This is a genomic window from Reyranella sp. (genome assembly GCF_036558665.1).
In the GTDB taxonomy this organism is placed as follows: Bacteria; Pseudomonadota; Alphaproteobacteria; order Reyranellales; family Reyranellaceae; genus Reyranella.
Genome location: NZ_DATBFE010000123.1, coordinates 1 through 26,835 on the forward strand (window position 1 = coordinate 1; position 26,835 = coordinate 26,835).

Annotated in this window: 27 protein-coding genes, 1 tRNA gene, 1 pseudogene and 1 riboswitch; of the genes and pseudogenes, 17 read left to right on the forward strand and 12 right to left on the reverse strand. The window is 66.1% G+C overall.

Features of this window, described 5'->3' with window-relative positions; translation table 11 throughout:
* The 5 genes and pseudogenes from VH499_RS17820 to VH499_RS17840 all read left to right on the forward strand — a co-directional run.
* Positions 1–274: pseudogene (locus tag VH499_RS17820) on the forward strand (xanthine dehydrogenase family protein molybdopterin-binding subunit); the annotation flags it as partial.
* 77 nt (positions 275–351) lie between these two features.
* A complete protein-coding gene (locus VH499_RS17825) occupies positions 352–1,371 on the forward strand; it encodes an aspartate-semialdehyde dehydrogenase (RefSeq protein ID WP_332054092.1) in 1,020 nt (339 codons plus the stop codon).
* 134 nt (positions 1,372–1,505) lie between these two features.
* Entirely contained in the window at positions 1,506–2,261 is a 756-nt protein-coding gene (locus VH499_RS17830) for an SDR family oxidoreductase (protein WP_332054093.1), read from the forward strand.
* A gap of 11 nt (positions 2,262–2,272) precedes the next feature.
* Positions 2,273–3,214, forward strand: a complete 942-nt coding sequence (locus tag VH499_RS17835; protein ID WP_332054094.1) for an acetamidase/formamidase family protein — start codon at positions 2,273–2,275, stop codon at positions 3,212–3,214.
* 81 nt (positions 3,215–3,295) lie between these two features.
* The gene (locus tag VH499_RS17840; RefSeq protein WP_332054095.1) at positions 3,296–4,255 is read left to right on the forward strand and encodes a nucleoside hydrolase; all 960 of its coding nucleotides are present in this window, start codon (positions 3,296–3,298) and stop codon (positions 4,253–4,255) included.
* A gap of 6 nt (positions 4,256–4,261) precedes the next feature.
* Here the strand turns inward: VH499_RS17840 and VH499_RS17845 are convergent, their stop codons facing one another.
* The gene (locus tag VH499_RS17845) at positions 4,262–5,491 is read right to left on the reverse strand and encodes an MFS transporter (RefSeq protein WP_332054096.1); all 1,230 of its coding nucleotides are present in this window, start codon (positions 5,489–5,491) and stop codon (positions 4,262–4,264) included.
* A gap of 110 nt (positions 5,492–5,601) precedes the next feature.
* The gene (locus VH499_RS17850) at positions 5,602–6,792 is read right to left on the reverse strand and encodes a hypothetical protein (RefSeq protein WP_332054097.1); all 1,191 of its coding nucleotides are present in this window, start codon (positions 6,790–6,792) and stop codon (positions 5,602–5,604) included.
* A 35-nt stretch (positions 6,793–6,827) separates the two neighbouring features.
* Here VH499_RS17850 and VH499_RS17855 point away from each other — a divergent pair, with 35 nt between their 5' ends.
* Positions 6,828–8,042, forward strand: coding sequence for a glycoside hydrolase family 5 protein (locus VH499_RS17855; RefSeq protein WP_332054098.1), 1,215 nt, complete (start codon positions 6,828–6,830; stop codon positions 8,040–8,042).
* On the opposite strand, the gene VH499_RS17860 is transcribed toward VH499_RS17855, so the two are convergent.
* From VH499_RS17860 to VH499_RS17870, 3 genes are read right to left on the reverse strand one after another with little or no spacing between them, the layout of a single operon-like run.
* Positions 8,039–8,752, reverse strand: a complete 714-nt coding sequence (locus VH499_RS17860; RefSeq protein WP_332054099.1) for an MBL fold metallo-hydrolase — start codon at positions 8,750–8,752, stop codon at positions 8,039–8,041. The genes VH499_RS17855 and VH499_RS17860 overlap by 4 nt on opposite strands.
* A gap of 13 nt (positions 8,753–8,765) precedes the next feature.
* Positions 8,766–9,653, reverse strand: coding sequence for an alpha/beta hydrolase (locus VH499_RS17865; protein WP_332054100.1), 888 nt, complete (start codon positions 9,651–9,653; stop codon positions 8,766–8,768).
* The gene (locus tag VH499_RS17870) at positions 9,650–10,705 is read right to left on the reverse strand and encodes a serine hydrolase domain-containing protein (protein ID WP_332054101.1); all 1,056 of its coding nucleotides are present in this window, start codon (positions 10,703–10,705) and stop codon (positions 9,650–9,652) included. The genes VH499_RS17865 and VH499_RS17870 overlap by 4 nt, the downstream gene beginning before the upstream one ends.
* Positions 10,706–10,755: 50 nt before the next feature.
* Between VH499_RS17870 and pyrC the strand changes: the two genes are divergently transcribed.
* From pyrC to VH499_RS17890, 4 genes are all read left to right on the forward strand, one after another.
* On the forward strand, positions 10,756–11,799 hold the full coding sequence (gene pyrC / locus VH499_RS17875; protein WP_332054102.1) for a dihydroorotase: 1,044 nt from the start codon (positions 10,756–10,758) through the stop codon (positions 11,797–11,799).
* A 62-nt stretch (positions 11,800–11,861) separates the two neighbouring features.
* Positions 11,862–12,659, forward strand: a complete 798-nt coding sequence (locus VH499_RS17880; protein WP_332054103.1) for an NUDIX hydrolase — start codon at positions 11,862–11,864, stop codon at positions 12,657–12,659.
* Positions 12,660–12,663: 4 nt separating this feature from the next.
* Positions 12,664–14,004: an ActS/PrrB/RegB family redox-sensitive histidine kinase gene (locus VH499_RS17885; protein WP_332054104.1), complete on the forward strand. Its 1,341-nt coding sequence runs from the start codon at positions 12,664–12,666 to the stop codon at positions 14,002–14,004.
* A gap of 21 nt (positions 14,005–14,025) precedes the next feature.
* Positions 14,026–14,616 carry an ActR/PrrA/RegA family redox response regulator transcription factor gene (locus VH499_RS17890; protein WP_332054105.1) on the forward strand — a complete coding sequence of 197 codons (591 nt, stop codon included), beginning with the start codon at positions 14,026–14,028 and terminating at the stop codon, positions 14,614–14,616.
* Positions 14,617–14,632: 16 nt separating this feature from the next.
* Here the strand turns inward: VH499_RS17890 and VH499_RS17895 are convergent, their stop codons facing one another.
* Together VH499_RS17895 and VH499_RS17900 are read right to left on the reverse strand one after the other, a co-directional pair.
* Positions 14,633–15,973: an enoyl-CoA hydratase/isomerase family protein gene (locus VH499_RS17895; RefSeq protein WP_332054106.1), complete on the reverse strand. Its 1,341-nt coding sequence runs from the start codon at positions 15,971–15,973 to the stop codon at positions 14,633–14,635.
* Between the two features lie 34 nt (positions 15,974–16,007).
* A tRNA-Gly gene (locus VH499_RS17900) sits at positions 16,008–16,082 on the reverse strand.
* Between the two features lie 58 nt (positions 16,083–16,140).
* Between VH499_RS17900 and VH499_RS17905 the strand changes: the two genes are divergently transcribed.
* Genes VH499_RS17905 through VH499_RS17915 form a run of 3 tightly spaced genes read left to right on the forward strand, consistent with a single transcriptional unit; the run spans position 16,141 to position 18,949 of the window.
* The gene (locus VH499_RS17905; RefSeq protein WP_332054107.1) at positions 16,141–17,298 is read left to right on the forward strand and encodes an acyl-CoA dehydrogenase family protein; all 1,158 of its coding nucleotides are present in this window, start codon (positions 16,141–16,143) and stop codon (positions 17,296–17,298) included.
* The gene (locus VH499_RS17910) at positions 17,295–18,290 is read left to right on the forward strand and encodes a proline racemase family protein (RefSeq protein ID WP_332054108.1); all 996 of its coding nucleotides are present in this window, start codon (positions 17,295–17,297) and stop codon (positions 18,288–18,290) included. Before VH499_RS17905 ends, VH499_RS17910 begins: the two co-directional genes overlap by 4 nt.
* Positions 18,287–18,949 carry a leucine-rich repeat domain-containing protein gene (locus VH499_RS17915; protein ID WP_332054109.1) on the forward strand — a complete coding sequence of 221 codons (663 nt, stop codon included), beginning with the start codon at positions 18,287–18,289 and terminating at the stop codon, positions 18,947–18,949. Before VH499_RS17910 ends, VH499_RS17915 begins: the two co-directional genes overlap by 4 nt.
* On the opposite strand, the gene VH499_RS17920 is transcribed toward VH499_RS17915, so the two are convergent.
* The gene (locus VH499_RS17920; RefSeq protein ID WP_332054110.1) at positions 18,946–20,100 is read right to left on the reverse strand and encodes an aminotransferase class I/II-fold pyridoxal phosphate-dependent enzyme; all 1,155 of its coding nucleotides are present in this window, start codon (positions 20,098–20,100) and stop codon (positions 18,946–18,948) included. The two genes, VH499_RS17915 and VH499_RS17920, sit on opposite strands and share 4 nt — an antisense overlap.
* Positions 20,101–20,286: 186 nt before the next feature.
* Here VH499_RS17920 and VH499_RS17925 point away from each other — a divergent pair, with 186 nt between their 5' ends.
* On the forward strand, positions 20,287–20,913 hold the full coding sequence (locus tag VH499_RS17925; protein WP_332054111.1) for a TetR/AcrR family transcriptional regulator: 627 nt from the start codon (positions 20,287–20,289) through the stop codon (positions 20,911–20,913).
* Here VH499_RS17925 and VH499_RS17930 read toward each other — a convergent pair.
* From VH499_RS17930 to VH499_RS17945, 4 genes are read right to left on the reverse strand one after another with little or no spacing between them, the layout of a single operon-like run.
* Positions 20,910–21,449: a gamma-glutamylcyclotransferase gene (locus tag VH499_RS17930; RefSeq protein ID WP_332054112.1), complete on the reverse strand. Its 540-nt coding sequence runs from the start codon at positions 21,447–21,449 to the stop codon at positions 20,910–20,912. The two genes, VH499_RS17925 and VH499_RS17930, sit on opposite strands and share 4 nt — an antisense overlap.
* Positions 21,446–22,330 (reverse strand): prephenate/arogenate dehydrogenase family protein, encoded by an 885-nt coding sequence (locus VH499_RS17935; protein WP_332054113.1) that lies wholly within the window; start codon positions 22,328–22,330, stop codon positions 21,446–21,448. Before VH499_RS17935 ends, VH499_RS17930 begins: the two co-directional genes overlap by 4 nt.
* Positions 22,327–23,418 (reverse strand): histidinol-phosphate transaminase, encoded by a 1,092-nt coding sequence (gene hisC / locus VH499_RS17940; protein WP_332054114.1) that lies wholly within the window; start codon positions 23,416–23,418, stop codon positions 22,327–22,329. The genes VH499_RS17935 and hisC overlap by 4 nt, the downstream gene beginning before the upstream one ends.
* A 24-nt stretch (positions 23,419–23,442) precedes the next feature.
* Complete coding sequence (locus VH499_RS17945) at positions 23,443–24,294, reverse strand: chorismate mutase (protein ID WP_332054115.1); 852 nt, start codon at positions 24,292–24,294, stop codon at positions 23,443–23,445.
* A gap of 102 nt (positions 24,295–24,396) precedes the next feature.
* Positions 24,397–24,472: riboswitch (SAM riboswitch) on the forward strand.
* A gap of 78 nt (positions 24,473–24,550) precedes the next feature.
* Here VH499_RS17945 and metX point away from each other — a divergent pair.
* The 3 genes from metX to VH499_RS17960 all read left to right on the forward strand — a co-directional run.
* Positions 24,551–25,717, forward strand: coding sequence for a homoserine O-acetyltransferase MetX (gene metX, locus VH499_RS17950; protein WP_414709807.1), 1,167 nt, complete (start codon positions 24,551–24,553; stop codon positions 25,715–25,717).
* Positions 25,714–26,322: a methionine biosynthesis protein MetW gene (gene metW, locus VH499_RS17955; protein ID WP_332054116.1), complete on the forward strand. Its 609-nt coding sequence runs from the start codon at positions 25,714–25,716 to the stop codon at positions 26,320–26,322. Before metX ends, metW begins: the two co-directional genes overlap by 4 nt.
* Before the next feature lie 229 nt (positions 26,323–26,551).
* Positions 26,552–26,835: hypothetical protein (locus VH499_RS17960; RefSeq protein WP_332054117.1), on the forward strand; the 284-nt coding region annotated here is incomplete at its 3' end.

Sequence of the window (26,835 nt, forward strand, 5' to 3'; positions counted from 1 at the left end):
TGACGCGCAGGGACAGCCGCTCACCGGCTCCTACATGGACTATGCCCTGCCACGCGCCTCGGATGTGCCCGTCTTCGCGGTGCAGAGCCATCCCGTGCCCTGCAGGACCAATCGGCTCGGCGTGAAGGGCTGCGGCGAGGCCGGCTGCGCGGGCGCGTTGCCCTCGGTCATGAACGCCGTGATCGACGCACTTTCGGAAGTCGGCGTCACCCGCATCGACATGCCGCTCACCCCGGAAAAGGTCTGGCGCGCGATCAACGGAAGCAGGGCCTGAGCAGTCTGTCTTGGGCTTCCCTTGACAGGAAGGCCCGCCTGGGACACACGGCGGGCGTCAACGCCAGGAAAAGGGACATGCAGGCCAAGAATATTGCCGTCGTGGGTGCTACCGGAGCCGTCGGAGTCGAGATCCTCCGCGTGCTCGAACGCCGGAACTTTCCGGTCGGTAAGCTGAAGCTTCTCGCTTCCGAGCGCTCGGTCGGCAAAACCTTGGACTTCAGGGGCAAACCCGTGAAGGTCGAGCTTCTGGAGCGCGACGCCTTCAAGGGAATCGATATCGCCTTCTTTTCGGCGGGCGCCACGCGCAGCCGGCAGTTCGTGCCGGCCGCCAAGGCGGCGGGCGCGGTCGTGATCGACAATTCGTCGGCCTTCCGCATGGATCCGAACACGCCGCTGGTCGTGCCCGAGGTGAATGCGCGCGACCTCAAGCGGCACAACGGCGTGATCGCCAACCCGAACTGCACGGCGGCGATTCTCGCCACGGCGGTATGGCCGCTCCATCAGGCGGTCGGCATCCGCAAGATCGTGGTCGCGACCTACCAGTCCGCGTCGGGCGCGGGCGCGGCGGCCATGCGCGAGCTCGAGGAGCAGGTGCATCAATACGCCGGGGGGCACGGGATCACCCACAAAGTGTTCCCCCATCAGATCGCCTTCAATCTCTTTTCGCACAACACCAAGGTGGCCGAGAACGGCTACAACGAGGAGGAGAACAAGGTGATCGAGGAGATGCGCAAGATGTTCCATGCGCCCGATCTCCCGATCCTGCCGACCTGCATCCGCGTGCCGGTGCTGCGCGCGCATTCGGAGGCCGTGGCGCTCGAGCTCGAAGCGCCGATGTCGCCCGACGAAGCGCGTGCGATCCTGCACCGCTCGCCCGGCATCAAGATCGTCGACGATCCCAAGGCCAACCACTTCCCGATGCCGCTGGAGGCCAGCGGCGATCTCGACGTTCATGTCGGGCGGATTCGCCGCGATCTGACCAACCCGAACGGCCTTGCGTTGTTCGTGGCAGGCGACCAGCTCCTGAAGGGCGCGGCCTGGAATGCCGTCCAGATCGCCGAGGAGCTGGCGAACCTCACGGTCGAGGTGGCCTGAGGCCACCTGAAGCTCGCGAGGATCTCGACGGCGGCAGCAATGCCGCCGTTGTTACTTGCGGCCGATGTGGGACGCTGGCCGCCCCGATGCGGTCATGGCACGCTGTCGCCCTCGATCTCATAGGGGGAACGGCCATGGACCTTGGATTGAAGGGCAAGAAGGCTGTCGTCACCGGCGGCAGCAAGGGCATCGGTCGCGCGATCGTCGACGGCTTTGCGGCCGAAGGAGCGGACGTCGCCCTCTGCGCGCGCAATGCGCAGGAGGTGGCGGCGGCCGTCGCGGCGCTCAAGAGCAAGGGCGTCAAGGCTTTCGGGCGTGCCCTCGACGTCGCCGACGGGCCCGCTCTCAAGGCCTGGATCGCGGATGCCGCGGGCGAGCTCGGCGGGGTCGATGCGCTCGTTTGCAACGTGAGCGCGCTCGCGGTCGGCGATTCCCCCGAGACGTGGGAAAAATCCTTCAAGACGGACATGATGCACACCGTCAACGCGGTCGCGGCTGCCGTGCCGTTCCTCGAGAAGTCCAGGAGCGCCTCGATCGTGCTGATCTCCAGCGTCTCGGGCTTCGAGGTGGATTTCGCCGCCGGCTCCTACGGCGCCATGAAGGCGGCGCTGATCCACTATGCCAAGGGATTGAGCCGGCAGCTCGTGGGCAAGGGCATCCGCGTCAACTGCGTCTCGCCGGGCAATACCTATTTCGAGGGCGGCATCTGGCAGAACATCGAGAAGAACCTTCCCGACCTCTTTGCCTCGACCCTCAAGGTCAATCCGACCGGCAAGTTCGGTACCGCCCAGGAGGTGGCCAGCGGTGTCGTCTTCATCTCCAGCCCTATGGCGAGCCGGATCTCCGGCACCAACCTCGTGATCGACGGTGCTCTCACGGTGGCGGTCTAGCGGAGGACGCGATGCCGGATCACACGAACCATACGATCCATCGCGATCACATCCATCACGGCTGGAACAATGCCTTCCCGCCGTGCCTCACGATCGCTCCCGGAGAAACCGTCCAGTTCGAGACCAAGGACGCCTCCTCCGGACAGCTTTCGCAGAAATCGACGGCGGCGGACCTGGCCAAACTCGATCTCGCCTTCGTCAATCCCGTCACCGGGCCGATCTTCATCGACGGTGCCAAGCCGGGCGATGCACTGAAGATCACGATCCTCTCCTTCAAGCCGTCCGGCTGGGGCTGGACCGGCAACATCCCGGGCTTCGGCCTGCTTGCCGACCAATTCCCCGAGGCGAGGCTGCATCACTGGAGCTACGATCCCGGCCTTGCGCCGGCGATGTACGGGCCTGGAGGCCGCGTTCCGCTCCGGCCCATGACGGGCACCATCGGAGTCGCCCCGGCGGCGCCCGGTTTGCACAGCATCATTCCGCCGCGCAATGTCGGCGGCAACATGGACGTGCGCGACATTTCCGAGGGCGCCGAACTCTATCTGCCCATCGAGGTGGAAGGCGCCTTGTTCTCGGTCGGCGACACGCACGCCGCACAGGGCGATGGCGAAGTCTGCGGCACGGCGATCGAAAGCCCGATCGACGTGGCGCTCAGGATCGATCTCGTGAAGGGCGCCAATCTGCGCTCGCCGCGCTACGTGACGCGCGGGCCCGTCACCGATCACTTCGACAAGAAGGGCTACGAGGTGACAACCGGCATCGGCCCCGATCTGATGGCCGGTGCGCGCATGGCGGTGTCGCAAATGGTCGAACTTCTGAGCCAGCGCCACGGCTACGCGCCGATCGATGCCTACATGCTCTGCAGCGTCTGCGCCGACCTGCGCATCAGCTCGATCGTCGACGTGCCGAACTGGGTCGTCTCCTATTACTTTCCGCGCATCGTCCTGGACTAGCGTTGCTGACCGGCACTCATCCCACGGGAAGTCCGGCCAAGCGCCAAAACCGACGGCAGCCGGGGCGGACGGAAAGCGCAAATGGCAGTCAACAGGCTGATCGTTGATACCGATGGCGGCGTCGACGACGCCCAGGCGCTCCTGTTGCTGATCGCCGCCGGCCGCATGCCGCACGCTGTCACCACGGCGTATGGCAACGTGGACTTGGACCTCGCCACACGCAATGTGCTGGCCACCCTTGCCGTCGCCGGTGCGTCGATCCCGGTTCACGCCGGGGCAGCGCAGCCGCTCGCGGAGGCACGGATTGACGCCCGCCACGTCCATGGTGATGACGGGCTGGGCGGCGCGCCGCGCCCAGCGCGGACCGCCGAGATCGCCGGCTCGGACGCGGTCGGCTTCCTCGCGTCCACCCTCGAGGAGGCCGCGGCGACAGGCGATCGTATCGATCTGCTGACGATCGGCCCGCTTACCAACCTCGCGCTGGCGCTGCAGCGCGCGCCGGCCGCCGTCCGCGGCATCGGGCGGCTCACCATCATGGGTGGCACGGTCTACGGCCGCGGCAACGTCACACCGGCGGCCGAGTTCAACGTCTTCTGCGATCCCGAAGCGGCCGCGGTCGTCTTTGGCCTCGCGGTCGACACCAAGGTCGTGCCATGGGAGGCGTGCCTGGCGCACGGACTGAGCGGCGTCGAGATCGACCGGATGTTCGCACCCCTCGGCGACAGCGAATACAGGACCTTCGTGCACGCCCTCGTGCAGCACGATCGCAACAGGCATTTGCGCAACGGCAAGGGCGATTCCTTCTTCTTCATCGACCCTCTTGCCGCGGCCGTTGCCGCTGAACCCGCCATCGTGACGCGGTCACTGCGTGCTTCCGTCAAGGTCGCCCTGGCGCCGGGCCTCACCCGCGGCATGACTGTCGTCGACCCGTCGGGACGCGTCGGAACGCCCATGGTCACGCTGGTCGAGCAGGTGGACCTCGGCCGCCTCGCCGCGCTCTACGCAGCATCGGTCGCCTACGTGCCGCGGCAGAAGCTCTAGCGCCGGTCACGGGCGGCGACGGCGCAGGGCCGCGGACAGTGCAATCGTCGCAGCGAGCCCGAGGCTTGCCATGATGACGATGGCATGACGCGGCCCGAACTGACCGGCGAGGAGGCCGATCGCGAGGATGCCGATCGGACCGGTGCCGATGCAGACCGTGACGATACCCATCAGACGGGAGCGCATTTCGGCGGGCGCCTCGGTAAGGATCAGGGTCGACTGCATGTTGCCGAACCCGGCCGTACCGAAACCGCCGGCGACCATCACGGCGAGGGCGAGCCAATAGGAGGGCGAGAGCGCCATCACGATCAGAGCGCACATGAAGAAGGCCGCCCCGCCGGCGAAGGCGAGCCGCCGGTCCATGCGCAGAAAGCCGGCGGCGATCAGCGCTCCACCGATCAGGGCGCCGATAGGCTCGCCTGCCGCCAGCAGCCCGACCAGGCTCGGAGAGACACCGAACTCGCCGAGGCCGAGCGGCGCCACCAGCGCAGAATAGGCAAAGGCGAAAGCGTTGGTGACGATCGTGATGGCGAACACCAGCAGGATCACCGACTTGGTTCGCGCGAAGGCGACACCTTCGGCGATGTCGACCAGGATGCGGCCGAACGCGAAACGGCGCGTGGTTTGCGTATGGGCAAGGCCTGCCATGGCCAGCGCGCCCAGTACCTGCACGAGCGCGGTCATCGTGTAGGTACCGCCCATGTGCAGCCATTGGAATGCCGCGCCCCCCAGCAGCGGACCGATCATGCGCGTCGCAGCCGAGGTCGTGGAATCCAGTGCTATCGCCGGCACGATGCGATGGGATCCCGCGACCTCGCCGACCATGCGCCGCCGCGTCGACATTTCCGTGGCCCACATGCTGCCGGACACCAGATTGCCGAGCGCCACCTGCCAGAGCACGAGATGGCCGGTGGTGGCCAGCCAGGCCAGCACCGCCGACACGCAGGCCGGCGCGATCAGCGACAGCATCACGATCAGCTTTCGGTTGACCGCCTCGGAGACTGCGCCCGCGAAGGCGCCGAAAACGAGTTGAGGCAGTTGGCGCGCGGCGACGACCGCGGTGACGGCCAACGCCGAGCCGGTGGTTTCGTAGGCGAACAGGCCCGACGCCAGAAGCTCCAGCCAGCGCATGGCGTTGGCGAAAGCGCCCACCAGCCACAATCGCAGAAAGTCCGGCGATGCCAGCAAGTCGCGCGCCGCCGATCGCGGCCGCGCTGTTTTCTGCGTCGATTCCATTGGGCTTCACGCTATCGGGATCGCCATCCCGCGGAAAAGTGAAAAGGGAGAAGAATGTCGCATGACGGCCGGGCCCGTTTCGGCGCCGCCACGCGCCACCTCGCCCGTGATCAAAGGACGAAGCGCAACGCCGCAAGCACGAACAGGGCGGTGACGGCAATCACCAGACTGCCGAGCGAGATCGTCCCGAGCGCCTGCGCCGGCGAAAGCTTCGCCATGTGGGCGGCGATCCAGAAGAACGGATCGTTGACATGGCAAATGGCGATCGAACCTGCACCGACTGCAGCGGCGGAAAGCGCCCGGCCGGCAACGCTGTCCAGCCCGAGGGCGGGCAACATCGGCTCGACCATGCCTGCTGCCGTCAGCACGGCCGAGAGGGAGTTGCCCTGCATGGTCTTGACGATGGCGGCCGCGAGGAAAGGGACCACCAGACCAAGCCTTGGATCGAGCACGTCTTCGGCCAGAAGCTCCGCCATGCCGGTCTCGTCGAGCACGCGGGCGAAGCCGCCGGCGGCGCCAACCGTCAGCAGCAATGGCGCCCAGCTCGTATCGGCAAGGTTGGACGGCTGCCAGCGCCCGGACAGCAGCAAAGCCAGGGCGAGAGCCAGCACCAGCAGGAACAGGGGATGGCTGATGCCGGTATAGAACTCGCGCCCGCCGCCTTTGCCCAAGGGCTCGGTCGGCATCTGGGCGATCGCCTGCACGATCAGCAGGGCGAGGGGCACGGCGACGGCGAGCCACGTGGTGGAAAGGTGGCCGTGTTCGGCGTCGCGCCTCATGCACGAGATCGCGAAGAACCAGCCGACGAGAGCTGTCAGGGCCGCCGTCGGCAAAGCGATCCAAAGGCCGCTCGAGCCTGCCGCCCCAAGGACCGAATTCGCGGCGACGGCGAGCGGAGCAGGGGGGACCAGCGCGTGCACGGCAAGCAGGGTGAGGGCGAGGCCGAGCGCCCGCCGCGGTGCGCTGCTGCCGGCGGGCTGAAGCAGCGCCAGGCTTCCGCTGGCCGAACCACCGAGCCCGGCCAGCACGGCGGCTACGGCGGCGGCCGGACCGGGCAACGGTTGCTTGATCAGAAGCGATTGCACGAGGCTCCCGGCCACGACCAGAAGGCCGGCCTGTTCCAGTGCCGCGGTGAAGCCGAGGCCGAACGCCCTGCCGATCGACTGGATGGTCATGTCGGCCGCAATGCCGTACCCCACCACCACGGCCATCAAGGCGAGAAAGACGGGAACCCGGAAGCGTTGAACAATGATCAGCAGGACGGCGATCGCGACCGGCAGCAGCAGAGCGGCAAGAATCATGCGGCCCGACCTTATTCTGCTGGTAGAGTGACGTCATGCGCCTCGTGTCGGCGGTCGCCGTCGTCCTGATCTGGTTGTGCGGGCCTGCACTGGCGCAAGGCAAGCTCGTCCGCATCGAAGGCAAGAATTTCATCGCGCCGGACGGCGGCACCCTGCACCTCAAGGGCATCAATCTCGGCAATTGGCTGATGCCCGAAGGCTATATGTTCAAGTTCGAAGTCGCGAAGGCGCCGCACCAGATCTACGACGCCTTCGACCGGCTGCTGGGGCCCGAGCGCGCCGCCGGCTTCTGGCACAGCTTCCGCAGGACCTATGTCGTCGAGGACGACATCCGCCTCATCAAGTCGGTCGGCTTCAATTTGGTGCGCATTCCGCTGCACTGGAACCTGTTCATGACCGAAGAGGGCGTCGTCACGGGCGAAGGCTGGCAGCTGATCGACCGCGTGCTGGGCTGGGCGAGGAAGGCCGGCCTCTACGTCATATTCGACCTGCATGCGGCACCCGGTGGCCAGACCGGCATCAACCATGACGACGGGCCGGGCTATCCGCTGATGTTCTACGTGCCGCGCGATCGCGACCTTACGGTGAAGCTCTGGCGGGCGATCGCCGCCCGCTATGCCGGCGATCCGACCATCCTGGGCTACGATCTTCTGAACGAGCCGGTCGCGCCCTATCATGACACGGCGACGCTCAATCCACGGCTCGAGCCGTTCTACAAACGGCTGACCGCCGCCGTACGCGCGGTGGATCCCGGCCGCATAGTTTTCCTCGCCGGCGGCCAGTGGAGCTCGAGCTTCGACATGTTCGGGCCGCCTTTCGCGGCCAACCTCGTCTATACCTATCATTCGTTCTGGGCCAGCACGAAGCGCGACTCGATCCAGCGCCACCTGAACTTCTCCAACCGCTATGATGTGCCGCTGTTCCTCGGGGAGACTGGCGAGCTCACCGACCGGTGGAACGAAGGTTTCCGCAAGCTGCACGAGGCGCACGACATCGGCTGGGCGTTCTGGACCTACAAGAACCTCGACTCGCCTTCCACGGTGGTCTCGATCCCGCGGCCCGAAGGATGGAACGAGATCGTCGCCTTCGCCGATGGCAAGCGCCGCGACAGACCGTCGGCCCCGGTCATCGACCGTGCCATCGCCCAGTATTTCGATGGCATGTCTCTGGCGAAGGCGACGATCCGTTGGAGTTATCTCGCGTCCCTCGGGCTGAAGTCAGGACCGGACGGATCGTCGGCGACGCGTTAGCTTGTCTTGGTGGCGTAATAGTCCGCCAACGCGTTCAGAGCCGCAGCCCCGTCGCCCTCGAAGGCCGGACCGTGCATCAGCGCGATGGTCCTGGGCGCAAGCGCGGCCAGCCGGCGCAAGGTCGGTGCCGCCTGGGGCGTCGCCGGCATGAACGGGACGGCCTTCCCGGTCGCGATGGCCGGCTCCACGATATCCGACGCTGTCGTTGCCGGGCACGCGCCGAACTGGGTGAAGAGGTCGCTGCTGAAGAGCGTGCCCGTCGTTTCCTCGTAGATCAGACCTGCGTCCCAGTTGTGCGGCACGTGCGGTGTGTCGAGCCAGCGCACCGTCTTGCCGCCGAGGTCGACGGTCTCGTCGTTCTTCAGCGCGCGCGGCCTGCGGTCGGCCATGTCGGTCAGCCAGATATTGCAGCCGACCCGTCCATGGGCGGGCGTGGCGTTGGGTGCCGCAGCCAGCCACTGGTTGAGGGCGCCGCTCTCGTCGGCCTCGACATGGCTGCAGGTCGTCCAGCGCAGCCTGGCCAACGGGATCACGCTCTTCACGGCTTCGGAAACCAGCGGGAACAACGAGCGCTGGCCATAGTGGAACAACAGTGGCTCGTCGGCATCGATCAGGAACTGGTTGAAAGTGAAGCCGGTCGGACCGACCGCGGGCACGAAGGTCGAAAGGCGATAGATCTTGTCAGCGATCTCGGTGACTTCGGTTTTCATCTCTGGCTCCGAGCTAGCGGCTGAGAACTTCGATCAGCTTGGCATTGAACGCGTCGGCCGCCTCGTAGGCAACCCAGTGGCCGGCGCCGGGAACGACGTTCATCTGGAAATCCGGCTGCAGGGCGCGGAAGAGATCGATGCGTTCCTGGATGTAGGGATAGGTGGTCGAGTCGAATTCGCCCCAGATGCCGGTGAGCGGCGTGTGCACCTGAGGGAGCACGTTGCTGAGAGCACCGGCGATTCCCATGTCGCGGCTGCGCGTCCTCGCGCGCGTGGTGTTCATGATCTGCATGTGGATCGCGACGCCGTCGACGTTCCTGGGATCGTGCAACATCAGGATTTCGAGATTGCGCCGCGCTTCGTTGACCAGCGTCTCAGCCGGCATCTCGGGCAGCAGCTTGTGCAGTTTCGGCCCCGGCTTGCGCCTGGCCTTCAGTCCGCCGGCGCCGACCAGGACGATGCGCTTGATGCGCTCAGGCATCAGGGTCGACAAGTGGCCCGACACCATGCCGCCGAAGGAAAAGCCTGTCAGAAAAAAAGAATGCGTTTTGGGCAGGACGACGTCGACCGCGGTCCTGACGCACTTCGTGACCGACCAGATGTCGCGCACGTCGTCGGGCGGATCGCTGTCGCCCAGCCCCGGCATGTCAGGCGCGTAGACCGTGTAGTGCTGTGAGAGCGGCACGACGTTCCGGATCCAGTGGACCCAGGACCCGGAGCCGCCGTGAAACAACAGCAGGATCGGCTTGCCCGAATCGACGCCCCACACACGCCACATCATGGTGCCGCCGTTGCCCATGGGCACGCGGACGGCCCGCGAAAGAGCGGCGACCGCTTCGATATGTTCGAGCGCCGTGCGGCCGTCCGGCAGGCGCGGCACGGCGGAGTAGTCGAGGCTCATGACGTGATCGCAGCCAGCAGGCGTTCGACGAAGCCCGGCGCCTGCTTGCGGTCGATCCAGCGCAGCACCGTCACGAGCTCATGATCCGGGTCGATCCAGACGATATGACTGCCCCAGCCCAGCGCGTAGTAGCTCCTCTGCGAGGCGGCAGCGAACTGCCGGCGATCGGCATTGAGCCACCACATCAGGCCGTAGAACGGCGCAACGGGGCAGGGTTTCACCAGCTCCGCCGTCCAGCCGTTGGGCAGGAGCTGCATGCCATTCCACATCCCGCCCTGCGCCACCAGCAGGCCCATGAGAGCGAGGTCGTGCGCGGAGATCACGATGCCGCCGCCCCAGTGACCGCCGCCCGGCACGGAGACCATCGGCTTGCCGTCGATGGCGACGGTCGAGTTCCGGTAGCCGTCCCACCGCCAGCCCGACGAGGCACCGATCGGATCCATGATCCGCCGCTTCAGGACGGATGGCAGCGGCTCCTTGAAGAGCTGCAGAAGCGACAGGCTGAGGCGATTCACGCGCACGTCGTTGTACTCGTAGAAGCTGCCGGGCTTCCTGAGCGGTCGCCGCGTGCCCTTGGGCGCCCCGGCCACGGCGAGCCCAACCACGCGGTTATGGTCGATGCGGTCCTCCTTGCCGAACAGCGTGCCTTGCCATTCGCTGGTCTGTGTCAGCAGGCGCCGCCAAGTGATGTCCTTGTTCTGCTCTCCAGCGAAACCGTCATCGAGCGCGTAGTCCGCGACCCTGTCGTCGAGGCTCCTGATCAACCCGTCGCCCAGCGCGACGCCCGCCAGCAGCGACAGGAAGCTCTTCGCGACGCTGAAGGTCATGTCGACGCGAGTCGCATCGCCCCATTCGGCCAGCAGCTTGCCGCCCCGATAGACGAGACCCGATGCGCGCCCGCGCGGCGTGACGGGCCCGAGGACCTCGCTGTCCGGCGGCGTCTCGCCGGAATCGTAGGTCATCACGAATTGCCCGTCGGGCATGTGCATGCTGTGCGGCCATCTGGATTCGGCCGCTTGGGCGAAGGCGATGGCCTCTCTGAGGTTGGACATGCCCGCAATCAACATTGGAGCCCGTCGCGGAGCAAGCGTAGAAAGCGCCGATGTCTCCGCCCACGATACTCTCGATCCGCCGACCCGATGACTGGCACGTGCACCTGCGCGACGGTCCGATGCTGGCGGCCTGCGCCGTCCATACTGCGCGGCAGTTCGCGCGCGGGATCATCATGCCGAACCTGGTGCCGCCGGTGACGAAGGCGGCCGAGGCGAGCGCCTATCGCGATCGCATTCGCAGAGCGGTTCCGGCCAGCCTCAAATTCGATCCGTTGATGACCTGTTATCTGACGGACGATGCCGATCCGGTGGAGCTCGTCCGTGGCAAGAGTGAGGGTGTATGGGTGGCGGCGAAGCTCTATCCCGCGCACGCCACGACCAACTCGGCGCACGGTGTGACCTCGATGGCGCAGATCGCCAAGGCGCTCGAGGCCATGGAGAAGGCGGGCATGCCGCTCCTCGTCCATGGCGAGGTGACCGATCCCGAGGTCGACATCTTCGACCGTGAGGCGGTGTTCCTCGATAAAGTGCTGATGCCGCTGCTTCGGCATCACCAGGGTCTCAAGGTTGTGCTGGAGCACATCACGACCCGTGAAGGCATCGGGTTCGTCGAGGCGCATCCGGGCCGGCTCGGCGGCACCATCACGCCGCACCATCTCAGCTACAATCGCAATGCGATCTTCAAGGGCGGCATCCGCCCACACTTCTACTGCTTGCCTATCGCCAAGCGCGAGAAGCATCGTCTCGCCCTGCGGCGCGCCGCGACGTCGGGCAATCCGGCATTCTTTCTAGGCACCGATACCGCTCCCCATACGGCGGACAGCAAGGAGTGTGCCTGCGGCTGTGCCGGCGTGTTCAATGCGCCGGTGGCGATGCAGGTCTATGCCCAGGTCTTCATGGAGGAGAACGCCCTCGACAAGCTCGAGGCCTTCGCCTCCCTGAACGGTCCACGGTTCTACGGTCTGCCGATCAACGAGGAGCGGATCATCCTGCGGGCCAAGCCGCTTGCCGCGCCCCAGCGCATCGATGTGCCTGGCGGCAATCAGAGCATCGTGGTCTTCCGGCCCGACACGCCGGTGGAATGGTCGTTCTAGAGGTCTTCCTTTTCCCAACACGGGGGAGGCGAAAGATCTCGGATCGCTCTATCTTCCGATCCATGAGCAAACGAACGATACCTGCCGACGCGGTGATGCGCGGCACCGACAAGGGTTATGTCCACCATATGGGTCCGGCCCTCAAGCCCGGCGGCGAGCGCCCGGTTGAAAAGTTCGACCAGAAATATCCGTACATGCGGCCGCGTGATGCGGCGACTTTGATCCTGGTGCGCATGAAGGGCAAAACGCCTGAAGTCTTGATGGGCTGCCGCGATGCCAAGCACGCCTTCATGCCCAACCGCTATGTGTTCCCCGGCGGACGCGTCGACCTTGCCGACGCGCACGTCCCGATTGCCACCCCGCTCGATCGCCACGTCAAGGCGCGCCTGCTGAAGGCGGCGTCCGCGCGACGTGCGCAGGCCCTGGGTGTGGCAGCGGTGCGGGAGACCTTCGAGGAGACCGGCCTGATGCTGGCCAAGCCGCTCAAGGGCGGCGCACCGGGCAAGGATTACGGCGCGCATTGGCGCGGCTTCCTCGACAAGGGCATGGGCCCGGCACTCGATTGCCTCGATCTGATCGCACGCGCCGTGACGCCGCCTGGCCGGCCGCGGCGCTTCAATGCGCGCTTCTTCATGGCGCGCGCCGAGGAGGCGACTGGCGAGATCCGCCATTCGAGCGAGATGGGTGACATACGCTGGGTAAGGCTCGACGAAGCCCGCGAGCTGCCGCTACCGACCATCACCGGCTTGATCCTGGGCGAAATTGGGCGGCTGGTGAAGGAGCCGCCAGACCGCAGCAGGCAGCGCAAGATCCCGCTTTTCATCACGGTGCACCGCAGGCACCTGATGATCGAGGAGTAGCGCTATGGCGGCGCCGGTCGGCACTGCATCGTCGCCTGCCGAGAGAGCGCCGCTCGCCGCTGCCAGCCCGACCCTGCCGCCCCGCGGCGGCGTCCGACTGCGCGCCCTGGTGCTGATCCGCTGGGCAGCCGTGGCCGGACAGCTTTTCACCGCCGCGGTCGTTCATTGGGGCCTGGGCTTTACCTTGCCGCTGCTGCCGGTCGGCGGGGCGATCGCGCTGTCGGCGCTGCTCAATCTCGCAGTGAGCCTGGGGCGGCCGGCCTCGGTGCGTATCGACGACCGCGAAGCCACGATCTTCCTCGCCTTCGACATCGTGCAATTGGCCGTCCTGCTCTATCTCACCGGCGGGCTTACCAATCCGTTTGCGCTGCTGCTGCTGGCGCCGGTCGCGATCGGCGCCACCATCCTGTCGCTCGCCAGCAACATCGCGCTGTCGCTGCTCACCATCGTCAGCATCGCCGTCCTGGCGCTGCTTCATCAGCCGCTGCCATGGCTCGGCGTGGCGCCGGACCTGCCGGAGATCTACCAGGCCGGATTCTGGGCGGGCCTCACGCTGACGACTCTTTTGATCACGCTGTACGGCTGGCGGTTGGCCGAGGAGGCCCGGCAGATGAGCGACGCGTTGGCGGCGGCGCAGGCGGCCTTGGCGCACGAGCAGCGTCTGTCGGCCCTGGGGGCGCTTGCGGCCGCGGCGGCGCACGAGCTCGGTACGCCGCTCTCGACTATCACCGTTGTGGCCAAGGAGATGCTGCGCGAGGTCGAGCCGGACGATCCTTTGCGCGAGGACGTCGAATTGCTGGCGACCGAGTCCGACCGCTGCCGCTCGATCCTGGCCCGCCTGTCCGTCGATCCGGCCGGCGATGTCTCGGATGCCTACACGCTGGTGCCGTTGCCGGCGCTGATCGAGGCGGCCGCCCAGCACTGCCGGCGCGATGGTATCGCCACCGCCTTCGAAGCAGGCCCGATCGGTGACGGCGCTCCGAAGACCGCGCCTGTCCAGGTGCGAAGTCCCGAGATCATGCAGGGCATCGGCAACATCGTGCAGAACGCGGTGTCCTTTGCACGAGTCGAGGTCCATATCGCGACGCGCTGGACCACCGAATGGTCAGAAGTCGAAGTGGCGGACGACGGCCCGGGCTTTTCGGAGGCGCTGCTCGACGAGCTCGGCACGCCCTTCATTTCGACCCGCCAGGGCGTGGAAGGCCATATGGGCCTCGGGGTCTTCATCGCCAAGACCTTGCTGGAGCGGACCGGCGCATCGGTGAGTTTCGGCAATCGCGGCGACGGAAAGGATGGCGCTACCGTCGTCGTGCGCTGGCCAAATCCGGTCTTCAAGGCTACATAGCGCCCAGATCGGAGGATCGAGATGAGCCAGGACACAAGCGCCAACCGCTCCGTCTCGCCCGTTATTGCCGGCGTGACGAACAGCAAGGACCGTACGCTGCTGATCGCCGACGACGACGCGGCTTTCCGCAATCGCATCGCCCGCGCGCTCGAATTGCGCGGCTTCATCGTGACCGCGGTTGGTTCGGTGGCCGAGGCGCTGGCGCAGACGGCCCGGCCACCGGCCTTCGCGGTGCTGGACCTGCGGCTGGGCGATGGAAACGGGCTCGAACTGGTGGGCCCGCTGCGTCAGGCCCGGCCCGACATCCGCATCGTCGTGCTGACCGGCTACGGCAACATTGCGACCGCGGTCGCCGCCGTCAAGGAAGGCGCCATCGACTATCTCGCCAAGCCCGCCGACGCCGATGCGATCGAGCAGGCATTGACCACGCACGGCCGCAAGCTGCCGCCACCGCCCAGCAACCCGATGTCCGCCGATCGTGTGCGCTGGGAGCATATCCAGCGTGTGTTCGAGCAATGCGACCGCAATGTCTCGGAGACGGCGCGCCGTCTCAACATGCATCGCCGGACCTTGCAGCGCATCCTCGGCAAGCACGCGCCGCGAGAGCATTGAAGCCGGGCCCGCAGCCTCAGGCCTTGCGGCTCTGTGCGTTCCAGAACTGCTCGAGGTTGGCGATCAGCGCCGGGCTGAAATGACACCGGGCCTGCTCGCGGGCATAGATCGCCGCATATTGCCGGAAGAGATCGAACGGCTCGGCCGCGAGCCGCATCGCCCGGCGATTGCCGATCGCTCCCACCACGCCTGACGTCGAAAGGCGATCGATCACGCGCGCGATGGCCGCATCGACCTCGTCGGGCGCCACGACCTCGTCGCAGATCATGCGGCCGACCTCGGAATCGCACTCGATGCGGCGCTCGTACATGATCGCCTGGCGGGTGACGCGATCTCCGACGAAGCGGGACATGCGCAGGTTGGCCATCGCCGGAATGATGCCTTCCTTGCGCGCCGGCAGGGTCATGTAGGCGTCCTTCGCGGCGATGTTGAAATCGGTGGCCAGCAAAATCTGGCAGCCGCCCCCGATGGCGAACGTATCGACGGCGGCGATCCAGAGCTTCTCGATCGAATCGCCCGACACCTCGTCGGGCGTTACATCCGGCTTGGCAAGCCCGCGAAACATCTTGTTCACGAACCCCAGGTCGCGGATCAGGAACCACAAAAAGGGAATCTTCCCGTAGTAGATGTGGGTGAGATTGATGCCGGCATTGAAAACGCGCCGGCCAGCGTACTTGCCCCCCGGTACCACGTCGCCCCGCAGCACCGCCATCTGGCTCTGCCGATCGAGGATGCAGACGTCGGCGCCGATCTCGGTTGCAATCTGGGTATCGTTGTCCTCCGCATTGAGGAAACGCCGGTTGGAAAACAGCAGCACAGCGGCCTTGCCCTGCCGCTGCACTTTCGCCGTGCCGAGATCGAGCCGGCCGTCGCGCTCGAACTTGGCGAGCGCGTCGGCGGATTCGGCACGCGGCAGCAACATCGCATGGCAGAGATGGCGGCCACAGTCGGGATCGGCCAGGAACTGATTGCAGAGAATGCCCTGGTCGATCTCGCAGCCGTCCTTCTCGCTTTGCCGCAGCTCGGCGTCGGCCGCGACCTCGGCGCGGGTGGGCACGAGGCCGGAAACCAGACCGGCCGCTTCATAGACGAGCTCCTCCAACCGCACGAACTTGCGCCGGCCATCGGTCAGCCTGTCGTACAGGGTGCGGGCGTGGATGCGCAGGAAGGCAAAGCGGGCCTCGCGTGCCGCCTGCTTGATTGCCTCGGCGGCTTCGGATTCGATCGCGTTCCGTCGCGACTTGGCGGGCAGCCGCGCCAGCCGCGCGCCCTGCTCGCGCCAATAGGCGGAGAACGCAGCAGCGTCGGCCGCGAAGTCGCCGGCGGTTGCCGCCGGCATCGAAACGACCGAGTCCATGCTGACGCGTCCTGTCCGGTGAGGCCCGAAAAACTGGAGCGGGCGACGGGATTTGAACCCGCGACCTACGGCTTGGGAAGCCGACGCTCTACCCCTGAGCTACACCCGCGCGAACGATATTCTAGCCCGTGGTTGCGCCCGAGGTCCAATCGTGTATCTCAACCGCCATGCTGGACGAAATTCTCACATCGGAAGAACGCGCTGTCGTCGCGCGGGCCCACGACTTTGCCGAGCAGCATGTGGCGCCCGACGCTGCGCAGTGGGAATGGGACCGGCACTATCCGCTTGAGACGATCAAGGCTGCTTGTGCGGTCGGGCTCAATACGATCGAGCTGGACAAGGCGCATGGCGGGCAGGGCCTCTCTTTCTCCTGCAAGCTGCGCGCCTTCGAGGAGATCGCCAAGGCCGACTTCGCCTTCGCCTTCGCGCTCATCAATCACCACAATGCGTGCGCCCGCTTCGCGCGCGACGGGCAGCCGGGGCAAGTGGCGCGTCTCCTGCCGCGCATGATCGCGGGCGACCTGATCGGCTGTGCCGGGCTGAGCGAACCGGGCGTGGGCAGCGATTTCGGCGCGCTCGAGATGAAGGCCGAGCGCGTCGAGGGCGGCTGGAAGCTGAACGGTGCCAAGGCCTGGATCACCAATGCCGCTGTTGCCGGTCTCTCGGTTGGCTATGCGCAGACCGACAGGGCGCAGGGTTATCGCGGTATCGCCTGTTTCGCGATCGAGGCGGAACGGTCGGGCTTTCAGCGCGAGCCGCCGTTCGCCCTGCATGGCGGCCACGCCATTGGCGTCGGCGGTTTCCGGCTGGTCGACTACCTTGCGCCCGACGAGGCGGTACTGCAGCCACCCGGGCAGGCCTTCAAATCGGCGCTTGCCGGCATCAACGGCGCGCGCGCCTACGTCGCCGCCATGTGCTGCGGCATGCTGCAGGCAAGCCTCGAGACGGCCGTGCGCTACACGCAGCAGCGCAAGACCTTCGGCCAGCCCGTGCTCGACCACCAGGGCGTGCGCTGGAAGCTGGCCGATGCCGCTACCGACCTCGAGGCGGCACGATTGCTTGTGTATCGTGCGGCGCGGCTGATCGACGAGGGCGGCGACGCCGTGCTGCCGGCGGCCTACGCCAAGAAGTTCGCGACGGACATGGCCTTGACCCGCATCGCCGATTGCATCCAGGCCATGGGCGCAAACGGTCTGCTTGCCGACTATCCGCTGGCCCGCCACCTCGCCTGTGCCAAGGTCGCCGCTTACACCGACGGCTCGATCGAGATGATGAACGAGCGAATCGGCGCGGCCTTGCCCCGGCTTTTCGGGACGGCCGGATGATCCTGTCGACCATCGAGATGCATACGGGCGGCGAGCCGACCCGCATCATTGTCGACGGTTGGCCGGCGTTCGAGGCGCCCACCATTCTCGGCAAACGGCGCGAAGCGCGAGAGAAGTTCGATCATCTGCGGCGTGGTCTGATGCTCGAGCCGCGCGGCCACGACGGCATGTACGGTGCCCTTCTGGTCGAGCCGGATCATCGCGAGGCCGATCTCGCCGTACTCTTCATGCACAACGAGGGCTACAGCACGATGTGCGGCCACGCCACGATCGCACTGGCTCGCTGGGCAGTTGAAAGCGGCCGTGTGAAGCGGCAGCCGGACGGGACGATCGTTCGGCTGCAATGTCCCTGCGGCCTCGTGGTGGCGCACGTCGCATCGGACGGCTTCGTGCGGTTCGAGAGCGTGCCGTCCTTCGCCTATGCGCTCGATCGCATCGCGCCGACCGCGACATGGGGCCCCGTGACGGTCGATATCGCCTATGGCGGCGCGTTCTATGCCGTCCTGGAGGCCGCTTCGATCGGGCTCGATCTGCGCCGCTCGCCGATGCGGACCATCGCCGATGCGGGCGAAGAGATCGCGCGCGCAGCCGCACCGGCCATACCGATCGAGCATCCCGACGAGCCCGATCTCGCCTTTCTCTATGGTACCATCCTGACCGACGGCGGCGACGGCTCGGACAAGCCCAGCCGCAATGTCTGTGTCTTTGCCGGCCGGCAGATCGATCGCAGCCCGACCGGCAGCGGCGTGAGCGCACGGATGGCGCTGCAGCTTGCACGCGGGCAGGCCAGGATCGGGGAACAGCGTCGGTTCGAGAGCTGCACGGGTGCCGTCTTCACCGGCCGCGCGCTGCGCGAGGCCGAGGTCGTGGGCTCGCGCAAGGCCGTCACCGTGGAGGTCGGCGGTCGGGCCCATTTCATCGGCGAGAGCCGCTTTCGTCTCGATCCAGACGACCCCCTGCGTGAGGGATTTTCCTTGAACCTTGCACCATGACCAGCTTTTCCGGGCCGCGTCTTTCGCTATGGAATCAGAGGCTGGGCGTCGTTCCCGATCAGGTTTGGGAGCAAACCGGCCTGCGGACGCTTGTCCTGGCCGACAATGACCTGACGGAAGTGTCCGAACGCATCGGCGAATTGAAGAATCTGCGGATGCTCGACCTTGGCCACAACAAGCTTCGCCGGCTGCCGGACAGTCTGGGCGCAATCGAAGGGCTGAGCGACTTCCTGTACTTGCACGACAACGAGCTGGCGGCGCTGCCGCCGTCGCTGATGGGTCTAAAGCGCCTCCGCTATCTCAACATCAGCGAGAACGCATTCGAGGCCCTGCCTGACGCCGTGACAGGCATGGTAGGCCTGATCGAGCTCCGGGTTACCGACAACCGCCTGACGGCGCTCCCGGCGTCCATCTCGCGCCTGATACGGCTGCGTGAGCTGCACTTGCGCAATAACCGGCTGGGCACCTTGCCGGCCGCCATCGTTTCCTTGCGTGAATTGCGCCAGATCGACCTCAGGGGAAACCCTGTCACGCGCCTCCCCGAAGGGCTTGTTACGCTGCCACGGCTCGAAAAGCTCGACCTTCGCTGGGTGACCACACTGAAACCGCCCGAATGGTTCACCCAACTCGAAGCCCGTGGCTGCGCAATCTACCTCTAGGCATTGTGCGCTCGGCGCAGCGCCTGGTCGAGATCGTCATAGAGATCGCCGCCGTCTTCGACGCCGACCGAGAGGCGCAGCAGGTCGGGCGGACAAGGCGTTCCCGGCCCTTCGATGCTCGCACGGTGCTCAATCAGGCTTTCGACGCCGCCGAGCGACGTCGCGCGCTTCCAAAGCCCGACGCGGGCCGCGGTAGCGACGGCAGCGCGTTCGCCGCCTTTCACCCTCACCGACAGCATGCCGCCAAAGCCGCCTTTCATTTGCCGCGCCGCGACCGCGTGGCCGGCAAACGAGGGCAAGCCAGGGTAGAGTACCGCCGTCACCATCGGATGGGCCGAGAAGCGTTCGGCCAAAGCCTGCGCCGACCGGCAGGCCCATTGCATACGCGGAAAGAGGGTTCGGATGCCTCGCATCAGCAACCAGGCCTCCGTTTGACCGAGGATCGTGCCGAGCTGGGCACGGATTGCACAGATCTTGGCCCAATACGCATCGTCACTTGCTGCGATCAGGGCACCGGCGATGATGTCGGAATGGCCGTTGAGGTATTTGGTCGCCGAATGCATGACGATGTCCGCGCCAAGCTCGATCGGGCGGGTCAGCACCGGCGTCGCCACGGTCGAATCGACGGCCAGCAGGGCGCCGGCCCTGTGGGCGACCTCGGCAGCTGCGGTGATGTCGGTGACGCCCCATGTGGGATTGGCTGGCGTTTCCAGCCAAACGAGCTTGGTTGCTCGCGGCCTGACCGCGGCGGCGATGGCGTCGGTCCGCCCGGCATCGACGAAGTCGACCTTGAGGCCCCAATGGGTGGCGAAGCCAGCAAGCCAGTTGCGCAATGCCCAGTACATCACCTTGGGCACGACCACGTGATCGCCCGGCGAAAGCGCAAGGAAGCAGGCGCTGGCAGCGCTCATGCCCGAGGAGAAGACCAGCGCCTTGGGCCCGCCTTCCAGGGCAGCGAGCGTGGCCTCGACCTGATCGAACGTGGGATTGTCCGCGCGCGCGTAGACGCGGCCCGAGCGGTAGCCGTTGTCCTCATCGCGCTGATAGGTGCTCGCCATATGGATCGGCGGCACGACGGCCTTGGTGACGGGGTCGATCCATCCCATGGCCTGCGCCGCCAGGGAGGCGGCGGAAAAGCCCGAATCTTTCATGCTTGGCCCTTGGCTTACGAAATGCTTACGTCGCACAAAATGATAGCGCATTCGTTGCCTTGGTATTGGCGATGGACCACAATTGTTTTATCGATTGTGAAGTCGATCGGTCGGCAATCGAAAATGGTGCCCCTCGCGGCGACGTGATCGCGGTCAACGAGGGGCCACTCACAGGGGATGCAGAGTATGGAACTGGAACCCTCGATTCAGCCACTTCAGGTTCAACCTGCTGGCCGGGGCGATCGTGTCGCCCGCACACGCGAGGCGATCGTCTCATCAACGTTGACGCTCGCCATGGAAGGCGAGGTCGCGCCCATCGTGCGCGACATCGCCAAGCTCGCCGGCGTATCCGCGCGCACCGTCTTCCAGCACTTTGCCGACACGGCCGAACTTTATGTTGCCGTGCTTGGTCGCGCGCTGGGCGGCTGGAAGGCGGCCACGTCGGAGCCGGAAGCCCGCAAGCCGCTCGACGAGCGCATCTCCACGGTCGTCAGCAGCCGCGCCGGGCGCTACGAATCGCTGCGACCCATGTGGACGTTCGTCGAGACGCTGTGCCGCCGCTCCAAGGATGCCGCCCAAAGGACGACAGAGGTCTACTCGGACAATCGCGAGCAGATCGCGAGGTCGTTCGGGCAGGAATTGACGGCACTGCCGGACGACAAGCGCGAGCACACGCTCAACGCGCTTGCCATGGTGCTGGCGCCCGAAAGCTGGATCGTGCTGCGCGAACGGCTCGGCCTCACTGCCGAACAGGCGCGCGACGAGTGGCGCTTCATCGTCGATGCGATCTTCAAGGACAGCATCGACCGCTAGCGCCGCTGCCTCGAGGCACGACCCACCAGTTCTTCGAGGGCGCGGTCGCGCAGGCCGAGCGCGACGAGGTGCGCTTGCGTATGGCGCAGATAGTCCAGATTGCTGCCGGTCGCGCCGCGGCCCTGGCGGATGACGCGGAGTGCCTTTGCCATTGCCAGCTTTCCGGCAAATTGCCGGTGCTTGCGATCGGCAAGATAAACGAGCGCGGCGACGGTTCGGCCGTCGGCAAGGTGAACCGGCCTGATATCCTCCTCGTAGACGCCGTCATTCTCGATTTCGCGGACCCGGAGATAGCGCCGGACGTCGTCATATTGCTGCGCCGGCAGGCGATGGGCGATGCCGCGACAGCTTCCACCGGGCAGCAGCCCGAGGATGAGACCGGGCGTTTCGGGCGTGCCGCGATAGTGCTCGGAGTAGATGCAGAAGGCGCGGTGCCAGCCATGCAGGCGTGCGCGAAGCGTCTCGGGCGCGGCAAAGCCGGGGTTCCACATCAGCGAGCCGTAGCCGAAGACCCAGCGAGGCCGCTTCTTGTTCACGCCTGATTGAGGTGGATCAGTGCGCGCCGGATTTCCCGGGTGCGGTTGAAGAGGTCGAACAGCTTCTCTCCCTCGCCCCAGCGGATGGCGCGCTGCAGGTAGAAGAGGTCCTCCTGAAAGCGGGCGAGGACCTCGAGCACGGCCTCGCGGTTGTTCAAGAAGATGTCACGCCACATCGTCGGATCGGAGGCGGCGATGCGCGTGAAGTCGCGAAATCCGCCAGCCGCGAAGCGCAGCACCTCGGCGTTGAGGTGGCCACCGAGATCGTCCGCCGTGCCGACGATCGTATAGGCGATGAGGTGGGGCAGATGCGAGGTGATGGCGAGGATGCGGTCGTGATCAGCGGGATCCAGACGGTCGACCTGGCTGCCCAGGGCTTTCCAGAAGCTTTCGACCCGATCAACCGCCCCGGCATCGCACTCCGGCAGCGGTGTCAGGATCGTCCAGCGACCGTCGAACAGTTCGGCAAAGCCCGCCTCGGGACCGGAATTCTCGGTGCCTGCGACGGGATGGGTCGGCACGAAATGCACGCCGGCCGGAAGGTGCGGGCTCATTGCCTCGATCACCGCCTGCTTCACCGAGCCGACGTCCGAGATGATGCAGCCTTTCTTGAGCGCCGGCGCGATCGCTTTGGCCACGGCACCGCACGCGCCGACAGGCGTACAGACAAAGACCATGTTCGCGCCTTCGCAGGCCGCGGCGAGGTCGGTGCCGCAACGATCGACGAGCTTCAGCCGGTTGGCCGTGGCCGCCGTTTCCGTGCTGCGGGTCGCGGCCACGATCTGCTTGGCCAGCCCGGCGCGGCGGGCGGCGAGCGCGATCGACCCGCCGATCAGGCCAATGCCGATCAGCGCGATCTTGTCGAACATGGGTGTAGTCATTTGTATCGGGCGACGAAACGGGCGAGGCTTTCCTGCACCAGCTTCATTTCCTTCTCGGTGCCGATAGTGATGCGCAGGAATTCGGGCAGGCCGTAGCCCGCGATCATGCGCGGGATCAGCCCATCGTTCATCAGCCAGTCGTTGGCCAAGGCAGCTCGTTCCTTCGAGCCGAAGCCGACAGAGATGAAATTGGCCGCGCTGGGCAGCGGCTTGAGGCCAAGCTTGGTGCACTCGGCGCTGAACCACGGCAGCCAGATGTCGTTGTTGGTGCGGCTGGCATCAGTGTGGGCGATGTCCTCCAGCGCCGCGACGCCGGCGGCCTGCGCCGCTGCATTGACATTGAACGGCTGACGCAGGCGGCTGATCGTGTCGACGACGGCTGGCGGGCCGTACATCCAGCCGACCCGCAGCGCGCCCAGCGCATAGATCTTGGAGAAGGTGCGGGTCATGACGATGTTGTCGGCCTTGTCGACCAGATCGATTCCCGATTCGTAGTCGTTGCGGCTGACATACTCGGCATAGGCCGCATCGATGATCAGCAAAACGTTCTTTGGCAGGCCCGCATGCAGCTTCCGCACCTCGTCCTTGGTGAGGTAGCTGCCGGTCGGGTTGTTCGGATTGGCGATCTCCACGATGCGCGTCTTGTCCGTCACCTTGGCGAGCATCGCATCGACGTCGCAGCGATAGTCCTTCTCCGGCGCCGCGATCGGTGTGGCGCCCGCGCCGAGTGCATTGATGGGATACATCAGGAAGCCGTACTGGCTGTAGACCAGCTCGTCACCCGGTCCGCAGTAGGCGCGGATCAGGAGATTGAGCAGCTCGTCGGAGCCGCAGCCGCAGATGATGCGCGTCGGGTCGAGGCCATAGCGCCGGCCGATCGCCGCGCGCAGCTTCTCTGCACCGCCATCGGGATAGCGGTGCAGCTCGGCCGCCACCCTGGCATAGGCCGCCATCGCCTTGGGCGAAGGTCCAAGCGCGCTCTCATTGGACGAAAGCTTGGCGATCGGTTCCTTGCCGTCCACCGAGTCCTTGCCCGGAACGTAGGGCGCGATCTTCATGATGCCGGGCCGCGGTGTGAGCGCGCTCATGGCAGGTCTCCCGTTTCGAAACGATCAGGGCCGGGCGCTCGCCGGCACCGCATAGGCACCGATCGCGGCAACACTGCCGCGGTCGAGCTCCAACGCCTTCTCGAGGCCATGTAATCGTTGGTCGCCATCGGCGATCACGCCTGGCAACTCGAGCAAATAGTGATGCACGCCGCCGGCAAGCTGGTCCAGTGCCGATGTGAATGCAGGCAAGCCGGCCTTGCCCAGGGCGCCTGCGATCCGGTTGCGGCTGATGCCCGACGGGGCTTGCAGAACCACGAGGGCGCGATCGTCGCCGCTTTCCTCGGGCTCGATGCGCGCCAGCATCAGGGCCGAGATGTCGCGCGCGCGCGCATTGGGCATGGCCAGGAATGGCAGGCGAGCTACCACGTTGGGCAACGTTGCCTCGCCACTGGCGAGCAGCGGCCACCAGGCAGCCGTATCGGCCTCGATCGGCGCCGGAACGACACCTACGGTGGCGGGGTTTGTCCTTACCTCGGCCAGCACCTGGGCGGGCGATTCGTAGGCCACCATCGGGATCTGGCAGCCGAAATGATCGCGCGCGACATCCCAGTAGCCGGGCTGATCGGCCGGGCGGCAGACCGCGATCCTGAGGTTCTTGGTCTGCATCAGCGCGAAGGCACTGATCATCTCGCGCCACATGCGATAGACGGCGGCGACCGGAAAGGCACCGTCATGCATGGCCAGCCGCTTGCGCAGGATCCGGGCTTCGCGGCCGGGTCGCATGGCGAGTCCGCCGCCCGTTTTGGCGGCGGCGATCTGACCCACGAGGGACGCCCGGCGGCGAATGAGCCCGTGCAACTCGCCATCGATGGTGTCGATTTCCTGTCGCAGGGGTTCGAGACTGGGTGCGTCCATGGAGCCAAGAAGAACTGGGAGCAGCGCGGATACTACGTTCGCCCCGGCTGCGTAAAGGCAAACAACATCGCAAGGCTTGCACGGCACCGGCGTGGTCCGTATAAAAGCATCCGTGGAATTTGAGCCGACCGGCTTGCGGCCACGTTAATCCTCGCTAAAAGGTCGGAGCGCCCGAAAAAGCCCCCGCCCTTCCGGTCGGGGGTTTTTGTTGCGCCGGTTGCAGATCCGGCGCGGGGAGCGGAATGTGCCTGTCGAGCTGGACGACCTGACCGACGCCGAACGAAAGGCTCTCGCCCGATGTCACCAGGCGGTGCTGGGCCGCCGGCGCCCGCTGCGGCTCGATTGCGGCGTTGAGCTTGGCCCCTATCGTCTGGCGTACCAGACCTATGGCAGGCTGAACGCCGATAAATCGAACGCGATCCTGCTCTGCCATGCCCTGACGGGCGACCAGTTCGCGGTCGAATGTCATCCGGTGACCGGGAAGCCCGGCTGGTGGGAGTCGCTGGTCGGGCCAGGCAAGGTGCTCGATCCGGCTTGCTACTTCATCATCTGCGCCAACGTGCTGGGCGGCTGCATGGGCAGCACGGGACCGATGGCGCGTGACGGTGTGACCGGCCAGCCCTGGAACCTGCGCTTCCCCGTCGTCACTGTCGGTGACATGGTGCGCGCCCAGGCCGAGCTTCTCGACCATCTCGGCATCCCGGACCTGTTCTGCGTCATTGGCGGCTCGATGGGCGGCATGCAGGTTCTCGAATGGGCGGCCAGTTACCCGAGGCGCGTCTTCACCGCCGTGCCGATCGCCTGTGCCGCGCGTCATTCGGCGCAGAACATCGCCTTCCACGAGGTCGGCCGCCAGGCGATCATGGCCGATCCGGAGTGGAAGGGCGGCGACTATCGCCTGCACAATACCGTGCCCGCCCGCGGCCTCGCGGTAGCGCGCATGACGGCGCACATCACCTATCTTTCCGAGCTGGCCTTGCAGCGCAAATTCGGCCGCTCGCTGCAGGATCGCGACGCACTGGGCTTCGGTTTCGACGCCGACTTCCAGGTCGAAAGCTATCTCCGGCACCAGGGCTCGACCTTCGTCGATCGCTTCGACGCCAATTCCTACCTCTACATCACGCGCGCCATGGACTATTTCGATCTGGCGGCCGCCCATGGCGGGGTGCTCGCCAAGGCCTTTGCCGGCACGCCGACACGCTTCTGCCTGATGTCCTTCACCTCGGACTGGCTGTTCCCGACGCGCGAAAGCCGCGAGATCGTGCGCGCTCTGAACGCGGCCGCGGCCAATGTGTCGTTCGTCGAGATCGAGAGCGACAAGGGTCACGATGCCTTCCTCCTCGATGAGCCCGAGATGTTTCGCACCCTGGAGGGCTTCCTGAAAGGCGCCGCACTCGTGCGCGGTCTGGGAGAGGTGTCATGACCGCCGCTGCGATCCGCGTCGACCTGCAGCTCATCGCCGACATGGTCGAGCCGGCGACCCGGGCACTCGACGTCGGCTGCGGCGACGGTTCGTTGCTCGCCTATCTGGTGAGCTTCAAGCGCGTCGACGCGCGCGGCATGGAGCTGAGCCAGACGGGTGTGAATGCCTGCGTGGTCAACGGCCTCTCGGTGATCCAGGGCGACGCCGACACCGACCTGCGCGACTATCCCGACGATGCCTTCGACTACGTGATCCTGAGCCAAACGCTGCAGGCGACGCGCGAGCCGCGCGTGGTGCTGCAGCAGATGCTGCGCGTCGGCAAGCGGGCGATCGTGTCGTTCCCCAACTTCGCGCACTGGCAGGTGCGTCTGCGCCTGGTGTTCGGCGGCCGCATGCCCGAGACGCCGTCGCTGCCCTTCAAGTGGTACGACACGCCCAACATCCATCTCTGCAGCATCGACGACTTCCGCGCGCTGTGCCGCGACATGGGCGTGCGGGTCGAGCGCGCCGTGGTCCTGAATCGTAACAGCCGCCGCATCCACATGCCGCCCCTGCTCGCCAACCTGTTCGGCGAGCAGGCGGTGTTCATGCTGCGGCGGGATTAGCGCGCGTACTCGCAAATCACTGCGGGACTTGTGCGCTTGTCCTGACATACTCGATCGTTCCGGGCCGTGAGGCGCGTGGTGCCGCGGATGTCCTGATAGTTTCGACGAACCGCATGCATTGTGCTAAATTTGGTAATGAGCCAAATGGCTAACGATCATGGGCGAGAAACCACAGATAATTCGTTCACTGTTGCCATGGTTCGGAGTTCGACGGGAACCACTTCGAGGCGTGGCTGAGATCGTATTGGGACACCCGCTAGGAGGTCGAGATTCCCTGGCGACGCCCGGTATTGCGGAAAGACAAGCTCGAGCCGCGGCTCAGGAAGGCAGGCCAAGGTCGAATGCGAATGCCAAGGAACTGGCCGAAAGAGCCGAAGCCGACTTGGTGCAGGAGCGTGCCCGCAGCCAGGAACTTGAGAAGCAGCTGTCGATCCACCAGACCGACCTGAAGCTGGTGGCGCAGGAACGTGCCCGAAACCAGGAGCTGGAGAGGCAGCTGGCGGCACGTGCGAA

Bases quoted from the DNA above. Each gene is read 5' to 3' on its own strand.
- VH499_RS17825 (WP_332054092.1), top strand. From the start codon at position 352: ATGCAGGCCAAGAATATTGCCGTCGTGGGTGCTACCGGAGCCGTCGGA.
- VH499_RS17830 (WP_332054093.1), top strand. From the start codon at position 1,506: ATGGACCTTGGATTGAAGGGCAAGAAGGCTGTCGTCACCGGCGGCAGC.
- VH499_RS17835 (WP_332054094.1), top strand. From the start codon at position 2,273: ATGCCGGATCACACGAACCATACGATCCATCGCGATCACATCCATCAC.
- VH499_RS17840 (WP_332054095.1), top strand. From the start codon at position 3,296: ATGGCAGTCAACAGGCTGATCGTTGATACCGATGGCGGCGTCGACGAC.
- VH499_RS17845 (WP_332054096.1), bottom strand. From the start codon at position 5,491: ATGGAATCGACGCAGAAAACAGCGCGGCCGCGATCGGCGGCGCGCGAC.
- VH499_RS17850 (WP_332054097.1), bottom strand. From the start codon at position 6,792: ATGATTCTTGCCGCTCTGCTGCTGCCGGTCGCGATCGCCGTCCTGCTG.
- VH499_RS17855 (WP_332054098.1), top strand. From the start codon at position 6,828: ATGCGCCTCGTGTCGGCGGTCGCCGTCGTCCTGATCTGGTTGTGCGGG.
- VH499_RS17860 (WP_332054099.1), bottom strand. From the start codon at position 8,752: ATGAAAACCGAAGTCACCGAGATCGCTGACAAGATCTATCGCCTTTCG.
- VH499_RS17865 (WP_332054100.1), bottom strand. From the start codon at position 9,653: ATGAGCCTCGACTACTCCGCCGTGCCGCGCCTGCCGGACGGCCGCACG.
- VH499_RS17870 (WP_332054101.1), bottom strand. From the start codon at position 10,705: ATGTCCAACCTCAGAGAGGCCATCGCCTTCGCCCAAGCGGCCGAATCC.
- pyrC (WP_332054102.1), top strand. From the start codon at position 10,756: ATGTCTCCGCCCACGATACTCTCGATCCGCCGACCCGATGACTGGCAC.
- VH499_RS17880 (WP_332054103.1), top strand. From the start codon at position 11,862: ATGAGCAAACGAACGATACCTGCCGACGCGGTGATGCGCGGCACCGAC.
- VH499_RS17885 (WP_332054104.1), top strand. From the start codon at position 12,664: ATGGCGGCGCCGGTCGGCACTGCATCGTCGCCTGCCGAGAGAGCGCCG.
- VH499_RS17890 (WP_332054105.1), top strand. From the start codon at position 14,026: ATGAGCCAGGACACAAGCGCCAACCGCTCCGTCTCGCCCGTTATTGCC.
- VH499_RS17895 (WP_332054106.1), bottom strand. From the start codon at position 15,973: ATGGACTCGGTCGTTTCGATGCCGGCGGCAACCGCCGGCGACTTCGCG.
- VH499_RS17905 (WP_332054107.1), top strand. From the start codon at position 16,141: ATGCTGGACGAAATTCTCACATCGGAAGAACGCGCTGTCGTCGCGCGG.
- VH499_RS17910 (WP_332054108.1), top strand. From the start codon at position 17,295: ATGATCCTGTCGACCATCGAGATGCATACGGGCGGCGAGCCGACCCGC.
- VH499_RS17915 (WP_332054109.1), top strand. From the start codon at position 18,287: ATGACCAGCTTTTCCGGGCCGCGTCTTTCGCTATGGAATCAGAGGCTG.
- VH499_RS17920 (WP_332054110.1), bottom strand. From the start codon at position 20,100: ATGAAAGATTCGGGCTTTTCCGCCGCCTCCCTGGCGGCGCAGGCCATG.
- VH499_RS17925 (WP_332054111.1), top strand. From the start codon at position 20,287: ATGGAACTGGAACCCTCGATTCAGCCACTTCAGGTTCAACCTGCTGGC.
- VH499_RS17935 (WP_332054113.1), bottom strand. From the start codon at position 22,330: ATGACTACACCCATGTTCGACAAGATCGCGCTGATCGGCATTGGCCTG.
- hisC (WP_332054114.1), bottom strand. From the start codon at position 23,418: ATGAGCGCGCTCACACCGCGGCCCGGCATCATGAAGATCGCGCCCTAC.
- VH499_RS17945 (WP_332054115.1), bottom strand. From the start codon at position 24,294: ATGGACGCACCCAGTCTCGAACCCCTGCGACAGGAAATCGACACCATC.
- metW (WP_332054116.1), top strand. From the start codon at position 25,714: ATGACCGCCGCTGCGATCCGCGTCGACCTGCAGCTCATCGCCGACATG.